Annotated in this window: 17 protein-coding genes; 14 read left to right on the forward strand and 3 right to left on the reverse strand. The window is 71.1% G+C overall.

Going from position 1 to position 19849, the window contains the following annotated elements:
- Positions 1–294: 294 nt before the first annotated feature.
- From ACLLJJ_RS36705 to ACLLJJ_RS36745, 9 genes are all read left to right on the forward strand, one after another.
- Positions 295–672 (forward strand): cupin domain-containing protein, encoded by a 378-nt coding sequence (locus tag ACLLJJ_RS36705; RefSeq protein WP_434599008.1) that lies wholly within the window; start codon positions 295–297, stop codon positions 670–672.
- Entirely contained in the window at positions 669–1877 is a 1209-nt protein-coding gene (locus ACLLJJ_RS36710; RefSeq protein ID WP_434599009.1) for a CaiB/BaiF CoA transferase family protein, read from the forward strand. Before ACLLJJ_RS36705 ends, ACLLJJ_RS36710 begins: the two co-directional genes overlap by 4 nt.
- Before the next feature lie 145 nt (positions 1878–2022).
- Positions 2023–2517 carry a flavin reductase family protein gene (locus ACLLJJ_RS36715; RefSeq protein ID WP_434599010.1) on the forward strand — a complete coding sequence of 165 codons (495 nt, stop codon included), beginning with the start codon at positions 2023–2025 and terminating at the stop codon, positions 2515–2517.
- Between the two features lie 91 nt (positions 2518–2608).
- A complete protein-coding gene (locus ACLLJJ_RS36720; protein ID WP_434599011.1) occupies positions 2609–3754 on the forward strand; it encodes a quinone oxidoreductase family protein in 1146 nt (381 codons plus the stop codon).
- Positions 3751–5361 (forward strand): bifunctional 3-(3-hydroxy-phenyl)propionate/3-hydroxycinnamic acid hydroxylase, encoded by a 1611-nt coding sequence (locus tag ACLLJJ_RS36725; RefSeq protein WP_434599012.1) that lies wholly within the window; start codon positions 3751–3753, stop codon positions 5359–5361. The genes ACLLJJ_RS36720 and ACLLJJ_RS36725 overlap by 4 nt, the downstream gene beginning before the upstream one ends.
- Positions 5362–5484: 123 nt before the next feature.
- The gene (locus ACLLJJ_RS36730) at positions 5485–6720 is read left to right on the forward strand and encodes an MFS transporter (RefSeq protein WP_434599013.1); all 1236 of its coding nucleotides are present in this window, start codon (positions 5485–5487) and stop codon (positions 6718–6720) included.
- Positions 6721–7002: 282 nt separating this feature from the next.
- Positions 7003–8142 (forward strand): DUF3500 domain-containing protein, encoded by a 1140-nt coding sequence (locus tag ACLLJJ_RS36735; RefSeq protein WP_434599014.1) that lies wholly within the window; start codon positions 7003–7005, stop codon positions 8140–8142.
- A 125-nt stretch (positions 8143–8267) separates the two neighbouring features.
- Complete coding sequence (locus ACLLJJ_RS36740; protein ID WP_434599015.1) at positions 8268–9185, forward strand: fumarylacetoacetate hydrolase family protein; 918 nt, start codon at positions 8268–8270, stop codon at positions 9183–9185.
- A 290-nt stretch (positions 9186–9475) separates the two neighbouring features.
- Entirely contained in the window at positions 9476–10204 is a 729-nt protein-coding gene (locus ACLLJJ_RS36745) for a GntR family transcriptional regulator (RefSeq protein ID WP_434599016.1), read from the forward strand.
- Positions 10205–10276: 72 nt separating this feature from the next.
- On the opposite strand, the gene ACLLJJ_RS36750 is transcribed toward ACLLJJ_RS36745, so the two are convergent.
- Positions 10277–10813 carry a hypothetical protein gene (locus tag ACLLJJ_RS36750; protein ID WP_434599017.1) on the reverse strand — a complete coding sequence of 179 codons (537 nt, stop codon included), beginning with the start codon at positions 10811–10813 and terminating at the stop codon, positions 10277–10279.
- Between the two features lie 105 nt (positions 10814–10918).
- Between ACLLJJ_RS36750 and ACLLJJ_RS36755 the strand changes: the two genes are divergently transcribed.
- From ACLLJJ_RS36755 to ACLLJJ_RS36765, 3 genes are all read left to right on the forward strand, one after another.
- On the forward strand, positions 10919–13186 hold the full coding sequence (locus tag ACLLJJ_RS36755; RefSeq protein WP_434599018.1) for a CocE/NonD family hydrolase: 2268 nt from the start codon (positions 10919–10921) through the stop codon (positions 13184–13186).
- Positions 13187–13253: 67 nt separating this feature from the next.
- Entirely contained in the window at positions 13254–13847 is a 594-nt protein-coding gene (locus ACLLJJ_RS36760) for a nuclear transport factor 2 family protein (RefSeq protein WP_434599019.1), read from the forward strand.
- Between the two features lie 194 nt (positions 13848–14041).
- Positions 14042–15271 carry an acyl-CoA dehydrogenase family protein gene (locus ACLLJJ_RS36765; protein WP_434599020.1) on the forward strand — a complete coding sequence of 410 codons (1230 nt, stop codon included), beginning with the start codon at positions 14042–14044 and terminating at the stop codon, positions 15269–15271.
- Between the two features lie 199 nt (positions 15272–15470).
- Here ACLLJJ_RS36765 and ACLLJJ_RS36770 read toward each other — a convergent pair whose 3' ends face one another.
- The gene (locus tag ACLLJJ_RS36770; protein ID WP_434599021.1) at positions 15471–16757 is read right to left on the reverse strand and encodes an acyl-CoA dehydrogenase family protein; all 1287 of its coding nucleotides are present in this window, start codon (positions 16755–16757) and stop codon (positions 15471–15473) included.
- A 1004-nt stretch (positions 16758–17761) separates the two neighbouring features.
- Between ACLLJJ_RS36770 and ACLLJJ_RS36775 the strand changes: the two genes are divergently transcribed.
- Positions 17762–18283 carry a nuclear transport factor 2 family protein gene (locus ACLLJJ_RS36775; RefSeq protein WP_434599022.1) on the forward strand — a complete coding sequence of 174 codons (522 nt, stop codon included), beginning with the start codon at positions 17762–17764 and terminating at the stop codon, positions 18281–18283.
- A gap of 102 nt (positions 18284–18385) precedes the next feature.
- Here the strand turns inward: ACLLJJ_RS36775 and ACLLJJ_RS36780 are convergent, their stop codons facing one another.
- Positions 18386–18913: a TetR/AcrR family transcriptional regulator gene (locus ACLLJJ_RS36780; RefSeq protein WP_434599023.1), complete on the reverse strand. Its 528-nt coding sequence runs from the start codon at positions 18911–18913 to the stop codon at positions 18386–18388.
- A 265-nt stretch (positions 18914–19178) separates the two neighbouring features.
- On the opposite strand from ACLLJJ_RS36780, the gene ACLLJJ_RS36785 reads away from it, so the two are divergent.
- Positions 19179–19841, forward strand: coding sequence for a hypothetical protein (locus ACLLJJ_RS36785; RefSeq protein ID WP_434599024.1), 663 nt, complete (start codon positions 19179–19181; stop codon positions 19839–19841).
- Positions 19842–19849: the final 8 nt, after the last annotated feature.

A 19849-nucleotide genomic window follows, 5' to 3' on the forward strand; every position in this document is an offset into this window, starting at 1 on the left:
GCATTAACACAGGGAATGGCCCGGTTCGAGCGGCCGAGGCCGGAGCGGAGGGTGGGAGCGGTCTGTGAACTGGAGGCTACAAAAATGTTGACAGATTTGGCTCGACTGTCGCATGGTGCTCCTGACCGCGGCCTTTCCGCCGCGCCATCCCGGCCGGCCGACGGCGGCCCGGAGCAGGCCGGTGAGGCCCGCTGCGGGTGAGCCCCACGGCCACCCCGGACGCGGCCGGTCGCCGTCATCGACTGCCATCGCAAGCGCCTGGCCTGCACGCCCAGCCGGAATCGAGTGCCCATCGTGCCGATCGACATCACCCATCTCACCGACGCCGTACGCTTCCAGCCCCCGGGCCACCACGGCGTCGGACCCGTCCACCTCTTCGGGGGCGAGCAGTACGACGGCGCCGTGACGGTGGCCCTCTCGCACTACGTGCCGGGAGGGCGGGCCGACATGTCACCCGTCCCCGTGGAGACCGTCTACACCGTGCTCACCGGCGCCCTCACCCTCACCGACGCCGACGGCGGGACCCACGTCCTGCGCGAGCTCGACTCCGCCCGCCTCACGGTCGGCACGCTCCGCGCCGTCGAGAACCGTACGAACCTCGCCGCGAGCATGCTCGTGATCCGGCCCAACCCGGCCGGCCCGGCGTCCACCGCACCGGAGGCCCGCTCATGACCGGATCGCTCGCCGGACTGCTCGTCGTCGACCTGACCCGCGCGCTCGCGGGCCCGCAGGCCGCCATGATGCTCGCGGACCTCGGTGCCCGGGTGATCAAGGTCGAGAGTCCCGCCGGGGACGACACCCGGTCCTGGGGTCCGCCGTTCGTCGCCCCCGACAACCCCGACGATGGCACGGCGGAGTCGACGTACTTCCTGTCGTGCAACCGGAACAAGGAATCGATCACGCTCAACTTGAAGTGGGACGAGGACGCCCGCGTACTGGCCCGGCTCATCGAGCGGACGGACGTCCTGCTGGAGAACTACAAGCCGGGGGCGCTGCAGCGGCTCGGCTTCGGGACCGCCCGGCTGATGGGGCTCAATCCGCGGCTGGTGGTGCTGTCCATCAGCGGGTTCGGGCACGACGGTCCCGAGGCCGGCCGCGCCGGGTACGACCAGATCGCTCAGGGTGAGGGGGGCCTGATGTCCCTCACCGGACCGGATCCCACCCAGCCGCAGCGCGTCGGCGTGCCGATCGCGGACCTGCTCGCCGGCATGAACGGCGCCTTCGGCGTGCTCGCGGCGCTGCGTGAACGCGACCGCACAGGTCAGGGCCAGATCGTGCGCACCTCGCTGCTGGCCTCCGTCGTCGCGGCCCACGCGTTCCAGGGGACCCGCTGGACCGTGGCCGGCGAGGTCGGCCGGGCGCAGGGGAACCAGCACCCGACGATCGCCCCCTACGGATTGTTCCGCTGCGCGGGCGGAAGTGTGCAGATCGCCTGCGGGAACGACGCCATGTGGCGACGACTCTGCCTCGCCTTCGACCTCGACGCCGCCGACCCGCGCTACGCGACGAACGCCGACCGGTTGGCGAACCGGGCCGGCCTCACCGAACTGCTCGAAGGCGCGTTCGTCGGCTGCGAGCTGGACGACCTCCTCGACCGGCTGGCAGACACCGACATCCCCGCCGGCCGGGTCCGCACCCTCGACGAGGTCTACGCGTGGGAGCAGACCCGTTCGCAGCGGCTCCTCCTCGACATCGAGCACGACACGCTGGGGAAGATCACGCTGCCGGGCTCGGCGCTGCGGACCTACACCGTCGACGCCGCCGGCGCCGAGACGGAGACCACCCGCCTCGACCACCGCCCGCCACCCGTCCTCGACGCCGACGCCGGCGCCATCCGGGACTGGCTGGACACGGCGCCCGCTTCCTCCTCCGCCTGACGTGACCCGTGCCCCGTCGCACAGGGCCGAAGAAACCCGTGAGCCGGCCGGACCGCGCCCGGGGCGGCACCACCCCCGACTACACCCACACATCACGTCCGTGCCGGCCGGGACGGCCCGCACACGGAACGAGAAGGAGAATTCGGTGAGAGACATCGAGCCGGTGACGGCCGCCCACCAGCTGCGGCAGGCATTCGGATGCTTCCCGTCCGGAGTCACCGCCCTCTGCGGCTACCGTGACGGTGAGCCCGTCGGCCTGGCCGCGAGCTCCTTCACGTCCGTGTCGATGGAGCCGCCGCTGGTGTCGGTGTGCATCCAGCACACCTCCACGACCTGGCCCAAGCTGCGCGAGCAGCGCAGGCTGGGGCTGAGCGTGCTGGCCGAGGGGCAGGACGAGATCTGCGCCCGGCTGGCGAGCAAGGACGGCGACCGATTCGCCGGCATGGACTGGGTCGCCTCCGACGACGGCAGCGTCTTCGTGGACGGCGCCACGCTGTGGCTCGACTGCACGATCCACCAGGAGGTCACCTTCGGGGACCACGACATCGTGCTGCTCGGCATCGAGGGTCTCAGCGCGGTTCCCGACACCTCCCCGCTCGTCTTCCACGCCAGCCGTTTCCGGCGCCTGGCCGGCATCTGACGAGGCAGCACGTCGCCCCGCCCGGGCGACCGAACCGCACCGGCACCGCGACGCGTGCCGACCCACGGCTGTGAGGAGTTGAGGCTGAACGATGGAGAGCACGCAATCGCCGGACGAGGCGCGCCAGGGACACATCCCTGCGGCGATCGTCGACGCTCCCGGCAGTGAACCGCGGCTGGGCACCGTCACATTGCCGCCCCGCGCCACCGGCACCACGCTCGTGGCCGTGGTCGCGGCACCGCTGAATCCGCTGGACCTGGTGATCGCCTCCGGAACGTTCCACTCAGCCCGCCACGAGACCCCCTACGTCCCCGGTAGCGAGTGCGTGGGCGTCGTCATCGCCTCCGACGTCCACCCGCCCGGCTCCTGGGTCTACGGCCAGTGCGACGCCTCGCCGGACACCCCGGGCCCGTTCGCCACCCGGACGCTCGTCGCCGACGAGAACCTCCTCGTGCTGCCCGATGGTCTCGACCCCGTACCGGCCGCGGCCGTCGGCAACTCCGGCACCGCCGCCTACATGCCGCTGATCGAGGACGCCGGCCTGCGCCCCGGGGAGACGGTACTGGTGCTGGGCGCTACCGGCTCGGTCGGCCGGCTGGCGGTCCAGGTGGCGCACCGCAGTGGAGCGGGCCGGGTCATCGGCGTCGCCCGCGATCGCGCCGCACTGGCAGACCTGCTCCACCTCGGCGCGGACGCCGTCATCGAACTGCGGGCCGAGGAGAGCGTCGACGAGCTGGCCGCCCGGCTGCTCGCGGTGGCCGGACCGGTGGACGTCGTTCTCGACGGCGTCTACGGCATGCCGCTGGAGGGGGCCCTCCAGGTCTGCGCACCACGGGCCCGGGTGGTCAACATCGGCAACCCGGCCGGTGCGACCGCCCGGATACCCGCCGGGCTGCTGCGCGGCAAACAGCTCACCCTGTCCGGCTTCGCCGGCCTGCACACCCCGCTGCACGCGAAGCGACCGGCACTGGCCTGGTTGTGGAGCGCGCTCGCCCGCGACGAGCTCCAGGTCGAGGTCCGCACCGTCGGGCTGGACGAACTCCCGTCGGCATGGCGGGCCCAGGCGGCCTCGCCGCGCCACAAGTGCGTCGTCGTGCCCCAGGACACCTACGGCCCCGTCCTCGTGCGACCGGGCCGCACCACGGTGACCGGCCCGCCCGTGCCGTCGGCCGACGCCCTGTCCGCCGCGCGGATCACGTCTGCGGGCCTTCCGGGAGCGGGGAGGCCGGGCGCATGACGACAGCACAGGAACCGAACCCCGCCGCGCCGCCCGGGCCGGAGGTCGACTGCCTCGTCGTCGGCGGTGGCCCGGTGGGCCTGCTGACCGCCGTCCTCCTCGGCGGGGCCGGCCTCCGGGTGTCCGTCGTGGAGCGCTGGCCCGAGCGGTACCCGCTGCCCCGGGCGTGCACCATCGACCACGAGGCACTCCGGATCCTCCAGTCCACGGGCCTCATGGCGGACCACGCCCACCTGTTCGAGGCGTCCCAGGGGGAGCGGGGCGGCTACGAGTTCCGCAACGGCGACGGCGAACTCCTGCAGGCCATCGACTGGAACCGGCCCGCCGAGTCGGGATGGGCGAACACCAACGGCTTCCACCAGCCCGACCTCGAAGCCGCCCTCGAACAGCTGGCGGTCGCCACGCCGGGCGTGCGCGTGCACCGCGGCTGGACCTTCCAGGACCTGACGCAGTACCCCGGCGGAGTGTCCGTCCAGGTGGCACGGACCGACGCTCCGGCCGAGGTCGTACAGGCGCGGGCGCGGTGGCTCATCGGTGCGGACGGGGCCAACAGCGCCGTGCGCTCCCGGCTCGGCATCGACGTCGGCGACTCGGGCTTCGAGGCCGACTGGCTGGTGGTGGACTATCAGCCGCTGGCCGAGGAGAAATGGAGCGCCTTCGTCACCCAGTACTGCGATCCGGCGCAGCCCGCCACCGCGGTCAACAGCGGTCCGGGGCGCCGCCGCTTCGAGTTCATGCGCCGCGCGGACACAACCGTCGAGGAGCTGGGCCGGGACAGCACGGCCTGGCGGCTCATGGAGCCCTGGGGCGTGACCCCGGAGACCGCCCGGCTGGAGCGGCACGCCGTCTACACGTTCCGCGGGCGATGGGCGCACACCTGGCGCGAGGAGAACGTTTTCCTCGCGGGTGACGCCGCCCACCTGATGCCCCCCTTCCTCGGGCAGGGGCTCTGCTCGGGCCTGCGGGACGCACGGGCGCTGAGCTGGCGGCTGGGAATGGTGCACGGGGGACTGGCGGCGCCGGCCGTGCTCGACTCGTACGGGCCCGAACGCGTCGGACACGTACGGGAGATCATCGACGAGGCGGTCTCAGCGGGACGTGTCATCTGCGAACTCGACGCCGATCGCGCGGCCGTCCGGGACGCCCGGATGCGGGAGATCGCGCGCGATCCCGCCGCCACGCGCAAGCCCCCGCACCCCCGGCTCGGCGAGCCTTCGCTGACGCTCGCGAGCCGCGGCGCCGAGGGACGGCTGGCTCCGCAGGGCCGGGTCGGGTACGACGGCCGGGTGGGCCTGTTCGACGACGTCGTGGGCGGTCCCTGGCAGCTCATCAGCCGACGCGGGAACCCCGCCGCGCTCCTCGACGAGGAGGACCTGGCCTGGTTCCGGGACCTCGGCGGGGTCGTCGCGGACCTGTCGGACGGCGGCGCCGTCCAGGATCTCGACGACGCCTACGCGCGCTGGTTCGAGGAGCATGACTGCGAGGCCTTCCTCGCCCGGCCCGACTTCTACGTGTACGCGGCCGGCGATCACACCGACGTCCCCCGCTTCGTCGCGCGCCTGCGGCAGACGCTGCGCCCGGCCTCCGCGACAGGCGGTGGCCGATGACACCCGTGCGCACCGACCGGCTCACCGTGACCGCACCCGTCGTGACCGAACCGGCCGTGACCGCTCCTTCCGCGGCCTCTCCCGACCGGGCCGGCGAACCGGCGACTCCGAGGAGGACTTCCCATGGCAACGCATGAGGTCGCAGCGCCCACCCAGGTCATCGCGGAACCCACCGACACAGCAGCGGGATGGCGTACGGCAGCCGCGTCCGCGTTCGGCCTCGCGTGCGGCCCCAGCGTGCTCACGGTCATGGCGTTCGGGTCGTTCATCGCCCCGCTCGACCGGGAGTTCGGATGGGGCGTGCCCGCCATCGCGGCCGCCGCCTCCGTCCTCAGCATCACGATCATGGTGATCTCGCCGGTCCAGGGACTCCTCGTCGACCGCTTCGGCGGCCGCCGGCTCATCCTGTACAGCTCCCCGGTCTTCGCGCTGTCCCTGATGGCGATGTACTTCCTCCCCGACAGCCTGCCCGTGTTCTACCTGGCCTGGGTCGCCATTCCGCTGTGCGGCCTGGGCCTGTGGCCGGTGTCCTACCTCCGCCTTACGGCGGGCTGGTTCGAGCGCCGGCTCGGTTTCGCGCTGGGGATCGCCAACTCCGGCATCGGGGTCGGCACCGTCATCGTCCCCGTCCTCACCGCCGTGCTGATCGGGGCCTATGGCTGGCGGGTGGCGTTCCTCGGACTGGGTGCGTTCGCGCTCCTCGCGTTCCCAGTCGCGTACTTCCTCCTCGCCGAACCCAGCCCGCGCACGACGGGCGTCCCGGTCGGTGGCGACACGCTGCGGACCGCGGCGACGAGGCGGCCGTTCTGGCTCGTCCTCGGCGCGTTCCTCCTACTCGGGGTGATCGGCTCGACGGTCATCGTCTACCAAATCCCGCTGCTCCGGGAGGCTGGGATCTCGCAGGACGTCGCCAACCTCGTGCCGGTCGCGCTCGGAGTCGCGCTCATCGTCGCCAGGATCGCCACCGGCTGGCTGCTCGACCGCTTCAAGGTCTCCCAGGTGATGTCCGTCTACCTCATCGGCGGCATCGTCTCGCTGCTGCTGTTCGCCGGGGGACCCAACGTGCTGACGGCCATCGTCGCCGCGGCATTGGCGGGGCTGCTCATCGGCGCCGAGTTCGACGTCCTGAGCTACCTCATCCCCCGCTACTTCGGGCGGCTGTCCTTCGGCAAGATCTACGGCGTCGCGTTCGCCGTGTTCCAGATCGGCGCCGCGATCGCCGCGTCCGCGGTGAGTGTCAGCAGGGAGGCCTACGGCTCCTACACGCCGGCCCTGCTCACCCTGGCCGTCGGGTGCGTGATCTGCGCCGGACTGTTCCTCAACCTCGGTCCGTATCGGCACGACCCGGCCCCCGCGTGAACGGGCCCCCGGCGGCCGACCGTCCACCGGCCGGTCGGCCGCAGTACGTCACGGCCGCCGGCCGCTCGTGCGGCGGGCCGCCTGCCCCGCCGCTCCCGCGCGGGGCGGGACATTCGCTCGGTCGGCAGGACAGCACCGACGCGGGCCCGCGCGGATACCTTTCGTGGCGCGAGCCCCCTCCGCAAGCCACCGCACCGGCCCCGGCCTCCGCGCCCCGCGTCCCCGCGCGCGTCCGTCCGGCGGACGACCCCGATCAGCTTCCGAAGAAAGGCGTGGAACGTCATGACGGCGATGCCCCCTCCGCTCCCGCACCACGATCTCCCGCAGGCACACCGCCCGCGGGCGGGCGGCTCGTTCGACGCGACGGCGGTCACCTTCGCGGCGATGGGACTGTTCGACGGGCTGAGCGCCGACCAGCGGGCGCGGGTACTGCTCCCCCACGCGGATCCCGGCAGGACCCACTGGAACTTCCTGCCCGAGTCTGGCCGCCCCGGCGTGCCGCTCGGAGAGCTGGACCGGCACCAGGAGGTGCTGGCGCATCGGCTGATCGCCGAGTCGATGTCGATCCCGGCCTACGCCCGGGTGGTCCAGGTGATGGCCAATGAGCACGTGCTGCGCGAACTCAACCTGCCCCTCTTCGGGCACGTCGCCGCCACGCTCCGCGACGCGGGCGGCTACTTCCTCACGTTCTTCGGCCAGCCGCAGCCGGACACCACCTGGGGCTGGCGGCTGGTCGGCCACCATCTGTCGATCAACATCACCGTCGTCGACGGCGACCTGGTCAACGCCACCCCGTTCCTGCTCGGCGCCGAGCCCGCCCGCTTCGGTCCCTTCCGGATCCTCGGCGAGGAGGAGGACGCGGCCTTCGTCCTCCTGGACAGCCTCACCGGCCCCCAGCGGGAACGGACGGTCATCCACTCCCGGCCGCCGGCCGACTTCGTCACCCGGACCGCGCCGACGGTCGGCGAGGTCGAGTACCCCGCATACCACGGCGTCGGCCGCCGCGACGCGATGATCACCGACGAGGACCGCAAGGCCCTGGCCTACTTCCGCGCCCACCCCCGCGGCTTCCGGGCCGGCGACCTCTCACCCGCCCAGCGCGAGCATTTCGACGAACTGCTGGCGCTGTTCGTCGAGCGGGCCCGGCCGGGCCTGGTCGGCTTCGAGATGGACCGGATCGCGGCGGCCGGCGGCGTCGACGACCTGCACTTCGCCTGGGCCGGCGGCACCTCCGTCAAGCAGCCGCACTACTTCCGTATCCAGGGCCCGGTCACCCTTGTGGAGTTCGACAACGCCGAGGACGACGCCAACCACGTCCACAGCGTCTGGCGCGCCCCTTCCAACGACTTCGGGGCCGACCTGCTGCTCCGGCACCACCTCGAACACGACCACGGCGGGGCGCCGGGGGACACCGCCGACTGACCGGCGGAGTCCCGGTGCCAGACGGTCGGCCGAGACGGACGAACCGGCGCCTCAGGCACCAGAACAGCAACGACCGAGACGGAGCCCCGGGCCACATCCCGAGGACCGGAAGCAGGGAGAAGCACATGAGGATCGTGGGTGTCAGGCGGCAGTGTGCCGACTACGGGGTGGAGGTCGCGGCCCTCGCCGACGACGGCGCTGACGTCACCGTCATCGCCCCACTGGCCGATTTCTGGGCCGACCCGGCGGGGTATCTGTCCCGGCCGCCCGCCGGGCCGACCCTCGACGCCGCGTCGGTCGAACAGGTGCCGCCCGTGCTGCCCGACGCACGTGTGTTCTGCGTCGGGCTCAACTACTCGGAGCACGCCGCGGAAGGCACCTTCCGCGACCAGGAGCTGCCGCCCTACCCGACTCTGTTCGCCCGCTGGACCCGGTCGCTGACCGTGGACGGGGCGGAGGTTCCGGTGCCCTCCAACGAGGACGGCCTGGACTGGGAGGGCGAGGTCGTCGCCTGGGTGGGAGCACCGCTCGTCGACGCGAGCCCCGAGGAGGCCCTGGCGTCCGTCATCGGGTACGCCGCGTTCAATGACCTGACCTCGCGCAGGGCGCAGAAGCTGACCTCCCAGTGGATCCTGGGCAAGAACGGCGACCGGTCCGGCCCGCTCGGCCCGATGGTCCCCGCCTCCGAGGTCGGCGACCTGGGCCGGGGCCTGAGGCTGCGGACCCGCGTCAACGGGGTGACCGTGCAGGACGCCCGAACCGACCAGATGATCTACCCGGTCGGTGACACGTTGGCCCTGATCTCGCACACCCTGACACTGCGTCCGGGTGACCTCCTCGCGACCGGCACGCCGGCGGGAGTCGGCTACGCCCGCAAGCCGCCCCAGCTCCTGCAGCCGGGGGACACGGTCGAGGTCGAGGTGGAACGGCTGGGGATGGTGCGCAACACCGTCGTCGGCAACCAGCATCGATCGGCGGAGGTCGCCTCCGCCCACCGTCCTTCGTTCGACGCCGTCGCAGCGCAGCTCGGCCCGAGGCACTGAGGCGACCGGCGGACCGCCCGGCCGGGCCGCCGGCGCCGGGGCCGGAAAGGAGCGTGCCACCGGCGCCGTGGTGCGGCCCGATGAGACCATGAAGTGTCGACAGTTTGGGCCGAGGGAGGGCTGCCTCCTTCCCAGGCGGCCCCTATATGGCAGGAGAATGCGACCCGTGGAATCGGAGCTGAAACAAGGAGGTGCCGAAAGTGTCGGCAAAATTGTGGTCGACATCGGCTACGGTTGTCCTTGCAACTCATCCAGGCGCCCGGTGGACCCGCGTGAAAGGCCAGCACAACATGACAGCTCAGTCAGCCGAGGTGGCGAACGGCCTCGCTCACCCCGACGAGGTGAGCAGGGCCCACCACACGCTGCGCCGCGAGATCATGCACGGAGAGCTCCGCCCCGGCGATCCCCTGTCGCAGGTCGCCCTGGCCCGGAAGCTGGGCGTGAGTCGCGGCCCGCTGCGCGAGGCGCTCAGGATCCTGCAGCGTGAGGGCTTCGTCCAACAGGAGTCCCAGCACCGAGCGCGGGTGACGACGTTCAGCTACGAAGACCTCGACGAGCTGTACGCCATGCGCATCACTCTCGAAGCGCTCGCGGTGGGGATCGCGGTGCCGCGCATGACCGATGCGCACCTCGAGCAACTCGACCGGTTGCTGGTGGAGATGGACGACAAGGCGCGCCTGGGAGACGTCGAGCAGTGGGAGTGCCCCCACGATCGGTTTCATCGCGCCCTGGTGCACCCGTCCGGTCCGCGCATGGAGCGGGAACTCGCCCTGTTGTCGGACCACGCCACGCGCTATCGGCTCGCCTTCGTCTCGTGGAACCCGCTCGAATGGCAGGCCGAGACGAGCACGCAGCACCGCACGATCGCCGAGGCGGTCAAGGCGGGCGACGCAGCCGCCGCCTCCCAGGCCCTGGCTATCCACCTCGGCCGCACCGCCCTCGTCGTCCTCTCGATCGCAGCACCCACGTACGAGCCCGCCCGGATCCGCCGGGCCCTGGCCGTCGTCTGCGACCAGTAGCCGCCGGCACCGTCGAGTTCTGACCGCTCCCAGGAACCCCCCTCGCCGTCCCCCTCCGCTCCGTGCGACAGCTCAGAAAAGACGCCTCATGTCCAAGCTCTTCTCGCTCCCCGGCGGACGGGACCACTCCGCGTCGCGTCGACGCGGAGAGTTCGGGTGCGGACGAGCGGAGGCCGGGCGCGGAACCGGACGCTCCAAGAGGGTGACCCGGCCCCCGTCATCGGCGGTCATGGTCGGCCGGCCGCCGCCGGTCCCGGCCCGGGACTCCTCGCGCCCGTAGACCGGGGCGGCGGATCGCAGCCCTGACCGACCGTCCGACCCACCGGACGCGCCGGCGCCCCGGCGCGTCCCGACGGCGGCCCTGGTGCGTCCTTCGTCGCCGAGCCCGATGCTCGCCACGCGTACCGCGCGCACGGCCCGGACAGGCACCTCGATGCACGCGTACGGAGCCCGGCCGGTCCGTAGGAAGTCCTTGAGGTTGCCGCCGGCGCGCCGCATCGCGTCCGGGAATCTCTCCAGGCCCCGCGTGTCCTGGTCGGTCCGATCCGCGGTGGCGTCGAGTGCGCAGGGCTCTTCGAGCGCGTCGCGCCCAGCGATGGCGTCCGCCAACGTCGTGGCGCCTGATACGGGTGTTTTGGTTCACGGTCTCGTGGGTGATGCGGCCCCTCGACCGACCGGACAGATGTCGTGCCCCAACTCCGAAAGCAGACAACCATGCTGCGTCAAGGAAAGTTCGCAGGCCCAGTCGCCGGCCTGCGATACGAAACCCCCACCTGTTCCGGCGTCACGGACGTGGAAGGAACCTTCGAGTACCGGGACGGCGAGACCGTCGCCTTCTCGGTCGGTTCCGTCGTGGTCGGCGCGGCGCGTGGAGCCGAGCGGCTCACCGTCGCCGACATCGTCGCGCGGGTCGCCGGCAACATCGGCAAACTGGCCGATCCCGGCCTGACCAACATCGCCCGCTTCCTGCAGACCCTCGGCCGGGACGGCGATCCGGACGGCGGGATCACCCTCACGCCGGAGATCGACGCGCTGGTGGTGGACCGCGTCATCCACTTCCGCAACCAGACGACGCTCGCGCCGGCTCCTGCCGACCTCGTCCAGGACTTCACAGACGATCCGGCCGTCGCCGCGCTGCTGGACGATTTGAACCGGGCGAAGGTCTTCACCGGTGCCACCCCGCGCGCGCTCAGGTCGGCGGCCGCCGCGCGGAACGAGGTCCGCCGCAACATCCTCGGCATCCGCCGCTTCCGCGACGTCAGGATCCCCCTGCGGAACGGCTCGTTCGTCTACGCCGACGTCTACCGTCCCGACCACGACGAGCCGGTGCCGGTCGTCATGAACTGCGGGGTGTACGGGCGGGCGTTCGTCCACCACTCCGTCTGCGACGAGCGGGACGCCGAGAAGCACGAGGCGATGGAGGAGCGCTACTTCCACGGCAACCCCGACGGATACGAGTACGAGAACCACGAGAGCATCAACACCGCGACGTGGATCCCGCGCGGCTACGCCCTCGTCCGCGTCGACGGCCCCGGGGCCGGCAGGAGCCCGGGGACTCTCGGCATCTGGGGGATCGACGAGGCGGAGGCGTTCTACGACGCGATCGAGTGGGCCGGGGTCCAGCCGTGGTCCAACGGGAACGTCGGTCTGTGGGGCATGTCGTACTACGCGGTCAACCAGCACGCGGTGGCCAGCCTCCGTCCGCCGCACCTCAAGGCGATGATCGCGATCGGCACGGACGCCGACCTCTACGAGGAGGTCGTCTACACCGGGGGCATCCTCAACGAGGAGTTTTTCCCCTTCTGGTTCCGGAAGGGGATCGCGCCCGCCGTCTGCGGCGAGGTTGACGCGAAGGACTTCCTGGCCATGGCCAGGGCCAACCCCTTCAAGGACTCCGATCCCTCGGCGGTCTTCGGCCCCCGGTCCGAGGTGCTGATGAATCCGGACCTCGGTGACGTGACCGTGCCGCTGTGGACGGTCGCCGTGACGACGCACCCTGCCCACTTCCACCAGCTCGGCAGCAGCGAGACGTACCTGAACACGCCCACCGAGAACAAGAAGATCGACTTCTGGGAGGACTGGTTCATGAAGTCCTACTCGGCCGAGGCGGTCGACGAGCACGTGGCGTTCTTCGACCACTGGCTCAAGGGCATTGACAACGGGATCATGGACAAACCGCCCGTGCGCCTGGAGATCAGGACGGGGCGAGGCGCGTCGTACGTCCAGGAAGAGCAGGAGTGGCCGGTCGCGCGCACCCGGTACGTCAAGTGGTACCTGGACGCGTCGCCCTCCGACTTGGGGGAGCGCCTCCCCTGCGACCACACTCTGCGGCTGGCGACCACGGTCCCGAACGTCGAGCGGTCCGTGACCTATTCGGCCGAGGTGGACCCGGCCGCCCCCGTTTTGGCGCCCGCCCCGGTCGCCGGGAGGAGTGTCATGGCCACCGCTCCGTGCAGCCCCGGCGCCACCTTCGTCAGCGCACCGCTGGAGGAGGACACGGTGCTCGCCGGATACAGCAAGCTCGTGGTGTGGGTGGCCTCCACCAGCGAGGACATGGACCTCTTCGTCTCGCTGCGCGTGCTGGACGAGCAGGACCGGGAGGTCGACTTCTGCGGCCCGGCGGTCATCCCCGGCGTCTCCACCCGGCTCTACCCGCTGGCCAAGGGATGGCTCAAGGTGTCGCACCGCGCGCTGGACACGGAGCGGTCGACCGATTTCCGACCGAAGCACACCCACCTGCGCGCGGACCACGCCCCGCTGCGGGACGGCGAGATCGTGCCGGTGGAAGTGGAGATCATCCCGAACACGGGTCTGGTGCGGAAGGGCCACCGCATACGGCTGGACATCCAGCCGTACACCGGGGTCGGCCACGGCAACCGGCACGCCTACGACGCGTCCTGCCACGACGGCGCACAGAACACGGTCTTCACCGGCCTGGAATACCCCAGCTATCTGCAACTGCCCGTCCTGCCGCCCAAGTAGCGAAAGCCGGCGGCCCGCGCACAGCCGGGCACGCACGCTCCCATCGCGCCGGCCTCCGGCAGCACGCATGAACCGCCCTGAGAAGCACATCGACAGTGGGGAGAACCTGATGAACATCGAGGAACTGAGCGCGCGAGCGGAGATCCACGACGTACTGCTGCGCTACTGTCGCGGCCTCGACCGGGTGGACATGAGTCTGGTTCGGGGCGCCTTCCACTCGGACGCCTGGATCCAGTTCCCGGAGAGCCTGCACGTCGGGCCGGTCCACGGCTTCGTCGACTTCCTGGCGGGGGAGATGCCGCGGTTCGTCCGGACCATGCACTTCCTCGGGAACAGCCTCGTCGAGTTCGACGGTCCCGACGCCGCTCACGTCGAGACGTACTTCCAGGCCGACCACCAGGGCACGGAACAGCACCAGTGGAAGGGCGAGACCGTCAAGCTCTGGGCGCGCTACCTCGACAGGTTCGAGCGCCGGGACGGGAAGTGGCTGATAGCCCGCCGCGGAATGCACGTCGAGTGGATGTACAAGTACCCGGCCGACGGCTGGTTCGACGACCACCCCGACGCCTCCGTGGGGCGCCGGGACGGAAGCGACCCCAGCCTCCGCGAGGTCGCCGGTTTCGACGGGACACCGCTGACCGACGGTATATGGCCCGCCTGACCCGGAGCTCTCCGGCCCCCGGCGAAGGGCCGCGCGCCCTTCGCCGACAGACAACCCGCACGTCCCGCCGGCACCACGCCGTCACTCCCGGCACCACAGCGCCGGCGGGACGCTGATCTGCTTCGAGCGTGCCCGGCCGCCAGCGACCGAATCCGGTCCGAGTGGCCGAGGCGACCCAGGAGGTCATGAAGATCATGGCGACAACCGTCACGACAGATATCGCCCGGCCCCAGGCACAGGAGATCATCGCCCGCCTGACGGAACTGCGGCCCTGGCTGCGCGAGCACCAGGCCGACGCCGAGCAGCAGCACCGCATCCCACAGGAGAGCATCGAGCGCCTCGACGCGGCCGGTCTCTTCGCGCTGACCTCGCCCCGGCGCTACGGCGGTGCGGATCTGACGACGCGTGAACTCCACGACGTCTACCGGGTGCTCGGCGCGGGCTGCGGGGCGACCGCCTGGATGGTGTGGGCGGCGGCGGGCGGAAACCTGTGGAGCTTCTCCTTCGCCGACGACGTCATGTCGCCGGTGTACGAGATGCCGTGGGTCGGCAACCGCACCTTCGCGGTCGGCGGCACCAGCCGGCGCATGTCGGGGACCGCACGGCAGGTCGACGGCGGCTGGATGATCGAGGGCGCGTGGCCGTTCGCCACCGGGAGCGTGCACGCGTCACACGGCTTCCTCGCCGTCTTCCTCGACGAGACCGACGACTCGAAGGTCGGCATGGTCCTCGTGCCGAAGAGCGCGCTCGTCGCCCGCGACGACTGGGACGCGATGGGCATGGCGGCCACAGGCAGCCAGACCGTCGCGACCGACGGCGAACTCTTCGTCCCCGACGAGCGGTTCAGCACCCCCCAGCGGCTCACGGCCCACCTCGCCGTTCTCACCGAGGAAGGACGGGGACCGCGACGCGGCGGACTCGCACGCTCACTCGTAACGGGCACCGGCGTCGCACTCGGCATGGCCGACCACGCCATGGAGGTGTTCCTCGGCGGTGTCGGCAAGCGGAACATCCCCTACTCGTCCTACGCGCGGCAGCTCGACGCGCCGGTCACCCACCTCACGGTCGGCCGCGCCCACGCCCAGCTCCACGCGGCGAGCCTGGTGGCCGACGCGGCGGTGGCCGAGCTGGACCGGCTCGACGCCGAGGGGGCGGACCCCTCCGAGCGTGAAATAGTCCAGTTCCACACGGACGTGGCCTACGTCTGGGACGCCTGCAGTGTCGCGGTCGAGACGCTCTTCCGGGCTTCCGGCGCCTCGGCGATCGTCAAGCGCCAGCCACTCCAGCTGATCGCCCGCAACTGCCGGGCCGGCAGCCTGCACGCGGCGCACAACATCGACACCTGGATGGAGAACACGGGACGGGCGCTGTGCGGGGTCGCGGCCGTACCCACGTCGTCGAGCCTGCTCGAACGACGGTCGTAGGAGAGCGCGGGACGGGGGTGTCGGGGGTACGCCGCCGACGCCCCTGGCCCCCTCACCGCTCCCCGCTCGACCCGGCACGGGGGCGGTGAGAGACGGGACGGCGCAGATCGGAAACGACCCTGGGCCCACGGACGGCACCTTTCGGTGCGTCCGCGGGCCCGGGACGACAGGGGCGGCGGCAGTGGGAAGAACGAAACCGTCAGACCTTGCCGGGCGCGGCCGGCGGAGCCGGGGCGAAGCGGTCGAGGGTCGTGATCCCCGCGAACTTGTGCGGCTGGGATCCGGCCATCAGCCGTCCGTAGTTCTCGGACAGCGCCTCCAGGTTGAGCGCGCCGTGCAGCGTGATGACCCGGGCGTCACGCCAGGCCCGCTGGATCGGTTCGGTCTCCATGATCGCGGTCGAGCCCGAGTTTCGCTGGAGCAGCTCGATCGCCTCCGCGCACCACTTGGCCGCGTACGCCGTCTCGACGAGTACCCGGGCGCTGAACTTCTGCATGTATTCCGGATCGGCCGGCGTCCCGGCGGCGGCGAGTTCACCGAGCCGGTCGGTCTCCTCGGCGTTGGCCCGTGCCGACAGGCTCGCGGACTGGAGCTTGGAGTGGACCTCGGCGAGCATCAGATGTGTGGAGGGGGCTTCGAGCTGGTTCTTGTACGTGGTGCCGCGGATGGGCCGCCCTGCGGAGCGCTCCAGGAACCGTTCCAGTGCCCCCTGTGCGAGACCGATGGACATCCCCGCCATCAGGCTGAACGCCCAGCCGAGCGAGGGAGCCTTCCACAGCGAGCCCTTGAGGCCGTTGTCGATGGTCGCGCCCACGATGTGACGGAAGTCGACGCAGCGGTAGTCCGGTACGAAGAGCTCGTCGCCCACGAGGGTGAGGGAGACACTGCCGGTGGCGCGCATCCCGGCGACCTGCCAGTCGTCGAGGAAGCGCAGCTCATCGCGCGGAACCTGGACGCCCACCAGATAGGGGCCGTCGCCGTCGTCGGCGATGCAGCCGAGGTTGGTGTATGGCGCCCAGAGCGAGTCGCTCCCGAACGTCCATGGGCCGCCGGTGACGACCCAGCCGCCCTCCGCCCGTCGTGCGCGTCCCCGGGAGGCAGGGAAGTGACTCGATCCCGCGACCCGCGGTCCGACCCATTCGGATCCGTAGACCTCCTCGACGACGCGAGCGCCCGAACCGGCGGGGATCCAGTTCGTGGAGGCCCCCACCCACACGGTCCAACCGGCCGAGCCGTCCCACTTCGCGACCTCGGAGACGACGTCCAGCTGTTGCCGGACGGTCAGCTCGTAGCCGCCGTACTCGGCGGGGCTGCCGATGTCGAACGCGCCGGTGGCGTCCAGGTCCTCGATGGTCTCGTCCGCGTGGCGGCCCGCGCGTTCCGCGTCGAGCGCACGCTTGCGCAGGTCGGGTCCGAGCGTGCGGACTTGTCGGAGAACCGTCGCCAGCGCCTCGGACGTGTCGGGGGTCGCAACCATCGTCGTCATCTCCTGTGCTTCGTTCGTGCGGATCGAGGGCCGGATCCACTAATGCCGGCCGGGGGCGTACCTGGTGTCGCGAGGCCGCGACCGGATCGGCGGAAGGCACGCTCGGCGCCGCTCCGGCGGCATCGGCGATGTCGCTGAGGTATACGGGTGTGCGCACCGGCACCAGGGCGGCTGCACGGATACGGACGTCTCGTGCCACCCGTCCTGCGGACCGGCGGCGGTGGGCGCGTACGGCGGTGACTCCGGACGGGGAGGAACGCGACGAACGCCGATCCCGTCGTGCTCGTTCCGCTGCTCGGCGAGGGCGGGCGGCGGCTCCCAGGAGGGAATGCCGTCGTCCGGCGACTCTCGGCCTGTTGATCGCGCGGGCCGCCGAGACCGGCTCCGTCGTACTGTTCACCACCGGCACCGTAAGAGAACGCACCACAGAGTGTCAACATTTCATGTGCCCTTCACGAAGGCATAGTCATCGTGTGCGTTCTCGGTGCTACGCCGCCCGACTCCGCGAAGAATGCACGTCATCGCCCTCGACGGCGGATCGATGCCGCCCAGAAGAGGGAGTCTGGCGCGAGTGATGTCCGCTCCCCGGATGATCGGGCGGTATGCCGACTCTGCTTGCCTGGTGCAAACTGTTGACATGTCTGAAGTGGCTCCTGATGATGGTCCCCTGCCCGCCACCCCTTCCGTCGGCCCGGAGTCGTCGAGCGGGGGATGCCGGTCCGGCAGTCGGACCGACACGGGGGACGAGCCCATGGTCACGTCACCCGCTGACCGACCTGCATGCTGCCACCCGCGTGCCGCCGTACCCGTCCATGATCACGGGGGCGGGCCGGGTGGTGCCTGGCCGACGAAGCGCGAATCTCCGCGGCGCCCCACCCGGTGTCCCGAGGCCGACGTGACCGGCCCCGGGCAGGCTCCCGGTGTGCGGGCGGCGCGGTGCGCCACCGAGCGTGGCGGGCGGTGTCACCTGCCCGATCGCTATTGAACGAACGAGGAGCGCAACCATGGCTGAACATGACAAAGCCGCAATCATCGAGGCCCTGAATCTCTACGGTCTCGCGCTCGACGCCCACCGGTGGGACCTTTTCGACCGTGTCTTCACCGACGACGTGACGGCGGAGTTCGGCCCGGCCGGCGCCGCCTGGCACGGCCTGGGCGAATTCAAGCGCTCCTTCGCCGAGTTCCACGAGAGCCTGACTGGTCATCAGCACACGATGATGAGCCACCTGGTGCACGTCGACGGCGACAAGGCCTACGCGTTCAGCTACGGCAACTGGGTCCTGGTGCGCGAGGGCGCCGAAGGCGGCCCGAAGTGGCAGGGAACGGGCTGGTACGACGACGAGCTCGTCCGTACCGACGAGGGCTGGCGTATCCGACACCGCGTCTGCCGGCTCATGTCCTGGACCGGAAATCCCCTGGTGCCCGAGCCGAACGCCGAGCACAACCCCGACATGGAGAACAACGTCCTGCGCGAGCACAGCGAGGCGGGAAGGGTCGGGTTCCTCAACGCGATCCAGACCGCGTAGCGGTACGCCGGTGCGCGGGGTCGGCGTACTCCGCCGCCGTGCATGGTGCCGGAGGCGGCGCGAGGCCACCCCTCGTGCCCGGTGTCCGGCCAGGCCGGCGTCTCAGGAGTGGGTGGGGCGGCGTCGGCCGGGCGTGCGGAGATAGGCGATCGCCATACCGCTGAGCTCGTCCGCGTGCCGGATCCGGGCCGCCTCGCCGGCGGGGCGGTCGTGGCGGAGCGAGTCGTGGAAGCACGCGCCGAGGAGGGCGCGCGCCACCGTGTCCAGCGCCGTCCGCGGATCGTTCGCGCCGGATCTGGTCGGTGAAGGGGCCAGCCGCTTCGAACAGCAGGCGGTGGATCTCGGTGAGGGTCCGGACCCGCGGTCCAGGGTGTGGGCGCCTCGCATGCGCAGCAGTTCGGTGAAGAGATTGCTGCTGTCGGCGAAGGAACGCAGCAGCGCGCGGGTGCAGGAGTCCGCGATGCCGGGGAGTGACGGCTCCGCATGGCACAACTGCTCCCGCACGTACTCCTCGCGCTGGTCCAGTATCCGCTCCGTCAGCGCGGTGACCAGTCGTTCCTTGCCCCCGAAGCGCCGGTAGATCGAGCCCACCGAGACGCCGGCCCGTTCCGCGACGCCGGTGACCGTCATCTCCTTCGGGCCGGTCGCCGACGCGAGCTCCTCGGCGGAGTGCAGGATGCGCCCAGCGTCGCGGCGCTGCGCGCCTGCCGCGGCTCCCGGTAGTGGGTTCGGGGGTTCGCGTCGGCCATCACGCTGCGCATCGTATCGGCGATCACCTCAGCGGATTTCCTTGACAAGAGGCGACCGCATCAATCTACTATCGCGAATGTAAGTTCACATTCGCATTAATGGGGTTTTGGGCATGACTGACCACCTGACTTCAACGCCTGCGACCGTGACACTCGTATCGGGGCCGACCGGCCCCGGGAGCATCGACGACTTCGAGCTGTTCTACGCGCGCCGTGCCCTGAGCCGCCTCCGGAACCTGCTGGGGCGGCAGGCTCTGCTTAACCTGCTGGCCGACGACCTCGACAAGGGTGAGGCCTTCCTGCGGGAGAGTGCCCGCACTTCCGGCGGCGCCTTCACCGGCGGGACGACGGTCCTCTCGACGCGGGGTCTTGGCGCGGCCGCGTTCGTGGGCTGGATGGACAAGGCCTTCGCCGATGAGAACGTCCTCCTCGAGGCGCAGCCGGAGCACTACGCGATGGTCGGCCAGGCCGACGGGTCGGTCCACGTGGTGGAGAACGTCGGCCCCCACGTCTGCTCCTTCTACCTCGGAGACTGGGCGGCGGAGGCGATGGCCTGGGCCGAGGACGCGGCCGAACTCCTCCCGAAGGCCGATTTCCCGTTCAAGAAGGCCACGAACCTCTTCCTCGCCGACGGTACGATCGTCGGCCGGGTCCTGATCCAGTTCGGCGACACCGAGGGCGGCTTCACCTCCAGCCTGTCCGTCTACCTGCCCACCTCGTGCTCGCCTGAGGTCCTGGAGCACCACCTCCGGCACTTCGCCGTGGAGTTCAGAAACTGGATCGTCGCCGCCTCGGCGACTCTGGCCTGACGAGAAGG

The organism is Streptomyces sp. A5-4 (assembly GCF_051131715.1).
Taxonomy (GTDB): Bacteria; Actinomycetota; Actinomycetes; order Streptomycetales; family Streptomycetaceae; genus Streptomyces.

Excerpts from the sequence above, each read along its gene's own strand:
- ACLLJJ_RS36765 (WP_434599020.1), top strand. The coding sequence starts at position 14,042 with ATGGCGACAACCGTCACGACAGATATCGCCCGGCCCCAGGCACAGGAG.
- ACLLJJ_RS36745 (WP_434599016.1), top strand. The coding sequence starts at position 9,476 with ATGACAGCTCAGTCAGCCGAGGTGGCGAACGGCCTCGCTCACCCCGAC.
- ACLLJJ_RS36725 (WP_434599012.1), top strand. The coding sequence starts at position 3,751 with ATGACGACAGCACAGGAACCGAACCCCGCCGCGCCGCCCGGGCCGGAG.
- ACLLJJ_RS36760 (WP_434599019.1), top strand. The coding sequence starts at position 13,254 with ATGAACCGCCCTGAGAAGCACATCGACAGTGGGGAGAACCTGATGAAC.
- ACLLJJ_RS36710 (WP_434599009.1), top strand. The coding sequence starts at position 669 with ATGACCGGATCGCTCGCCGGACTGCTCGTCGTCGACCTGACCCGCGCG.
- ACLLJJ_RS36730 (WP_434599013.1), top strand. The coding sequence starts at position 5,485 with ATGGCAACGCATGAGGTCGCAGCGCCCACCCAGGTCATCGCGGAACCC.
- ACLLJJ_RS36735 (WP_434599014.1), top strand. The coding sequence starts at position 7,003 with ATGACGGCGATGCCCCCTCCGCTCCCGCACCACGATCTCCCGCAGGCA.
- ACLLJJ_RS36770 (WP_434599021.1), bottom strand. The coding sequence starts at position 16,757 with ATGACGACGATGGTTGCGACCCCCGACACGTCCGAGGCGCTGGCGACG.
- ACLLJJ_RS36780 (WP_434599023.1), bottom strand. The coding sequence starts at position 18,913 with ATGACGGTCACCGGCGTCGCGGAACGGGCCGGCGTCTCGGTGGGCTCG.
- ACLLJJ_RS36755 (WP_434599018.1), top strand. The coding sequence starts at position 10,919 with ATGCTGCGTCAAGGAAAGTTCGCAGGCCCAGTCGCCGGCCTGCGATAC.
- ACLLJJ_RS36740 (WP_434599015.1), top strand. The coding sequence starts at position 8,268 with ATGAGGATCGTGGGTGTCAGGCGGCAGTGTGCCGACTACGGGGTGGAG.
- ACLLJJ_RS36775 (WP_434599022.1), top strand. The coding sequence starts at position 17,762 with ATGGCTGAACATGACAAAGCCGCAATCATCGAGGCCCTGAATCTCTAC.
- ACLLJJ_RS36720 (WP_434599011.1), top strand. The coding sequence starts at position 2,609 with ATGGAGAGCACGCAATCGCCGGACGAGGCGCGCCAGGGACACATCCCT.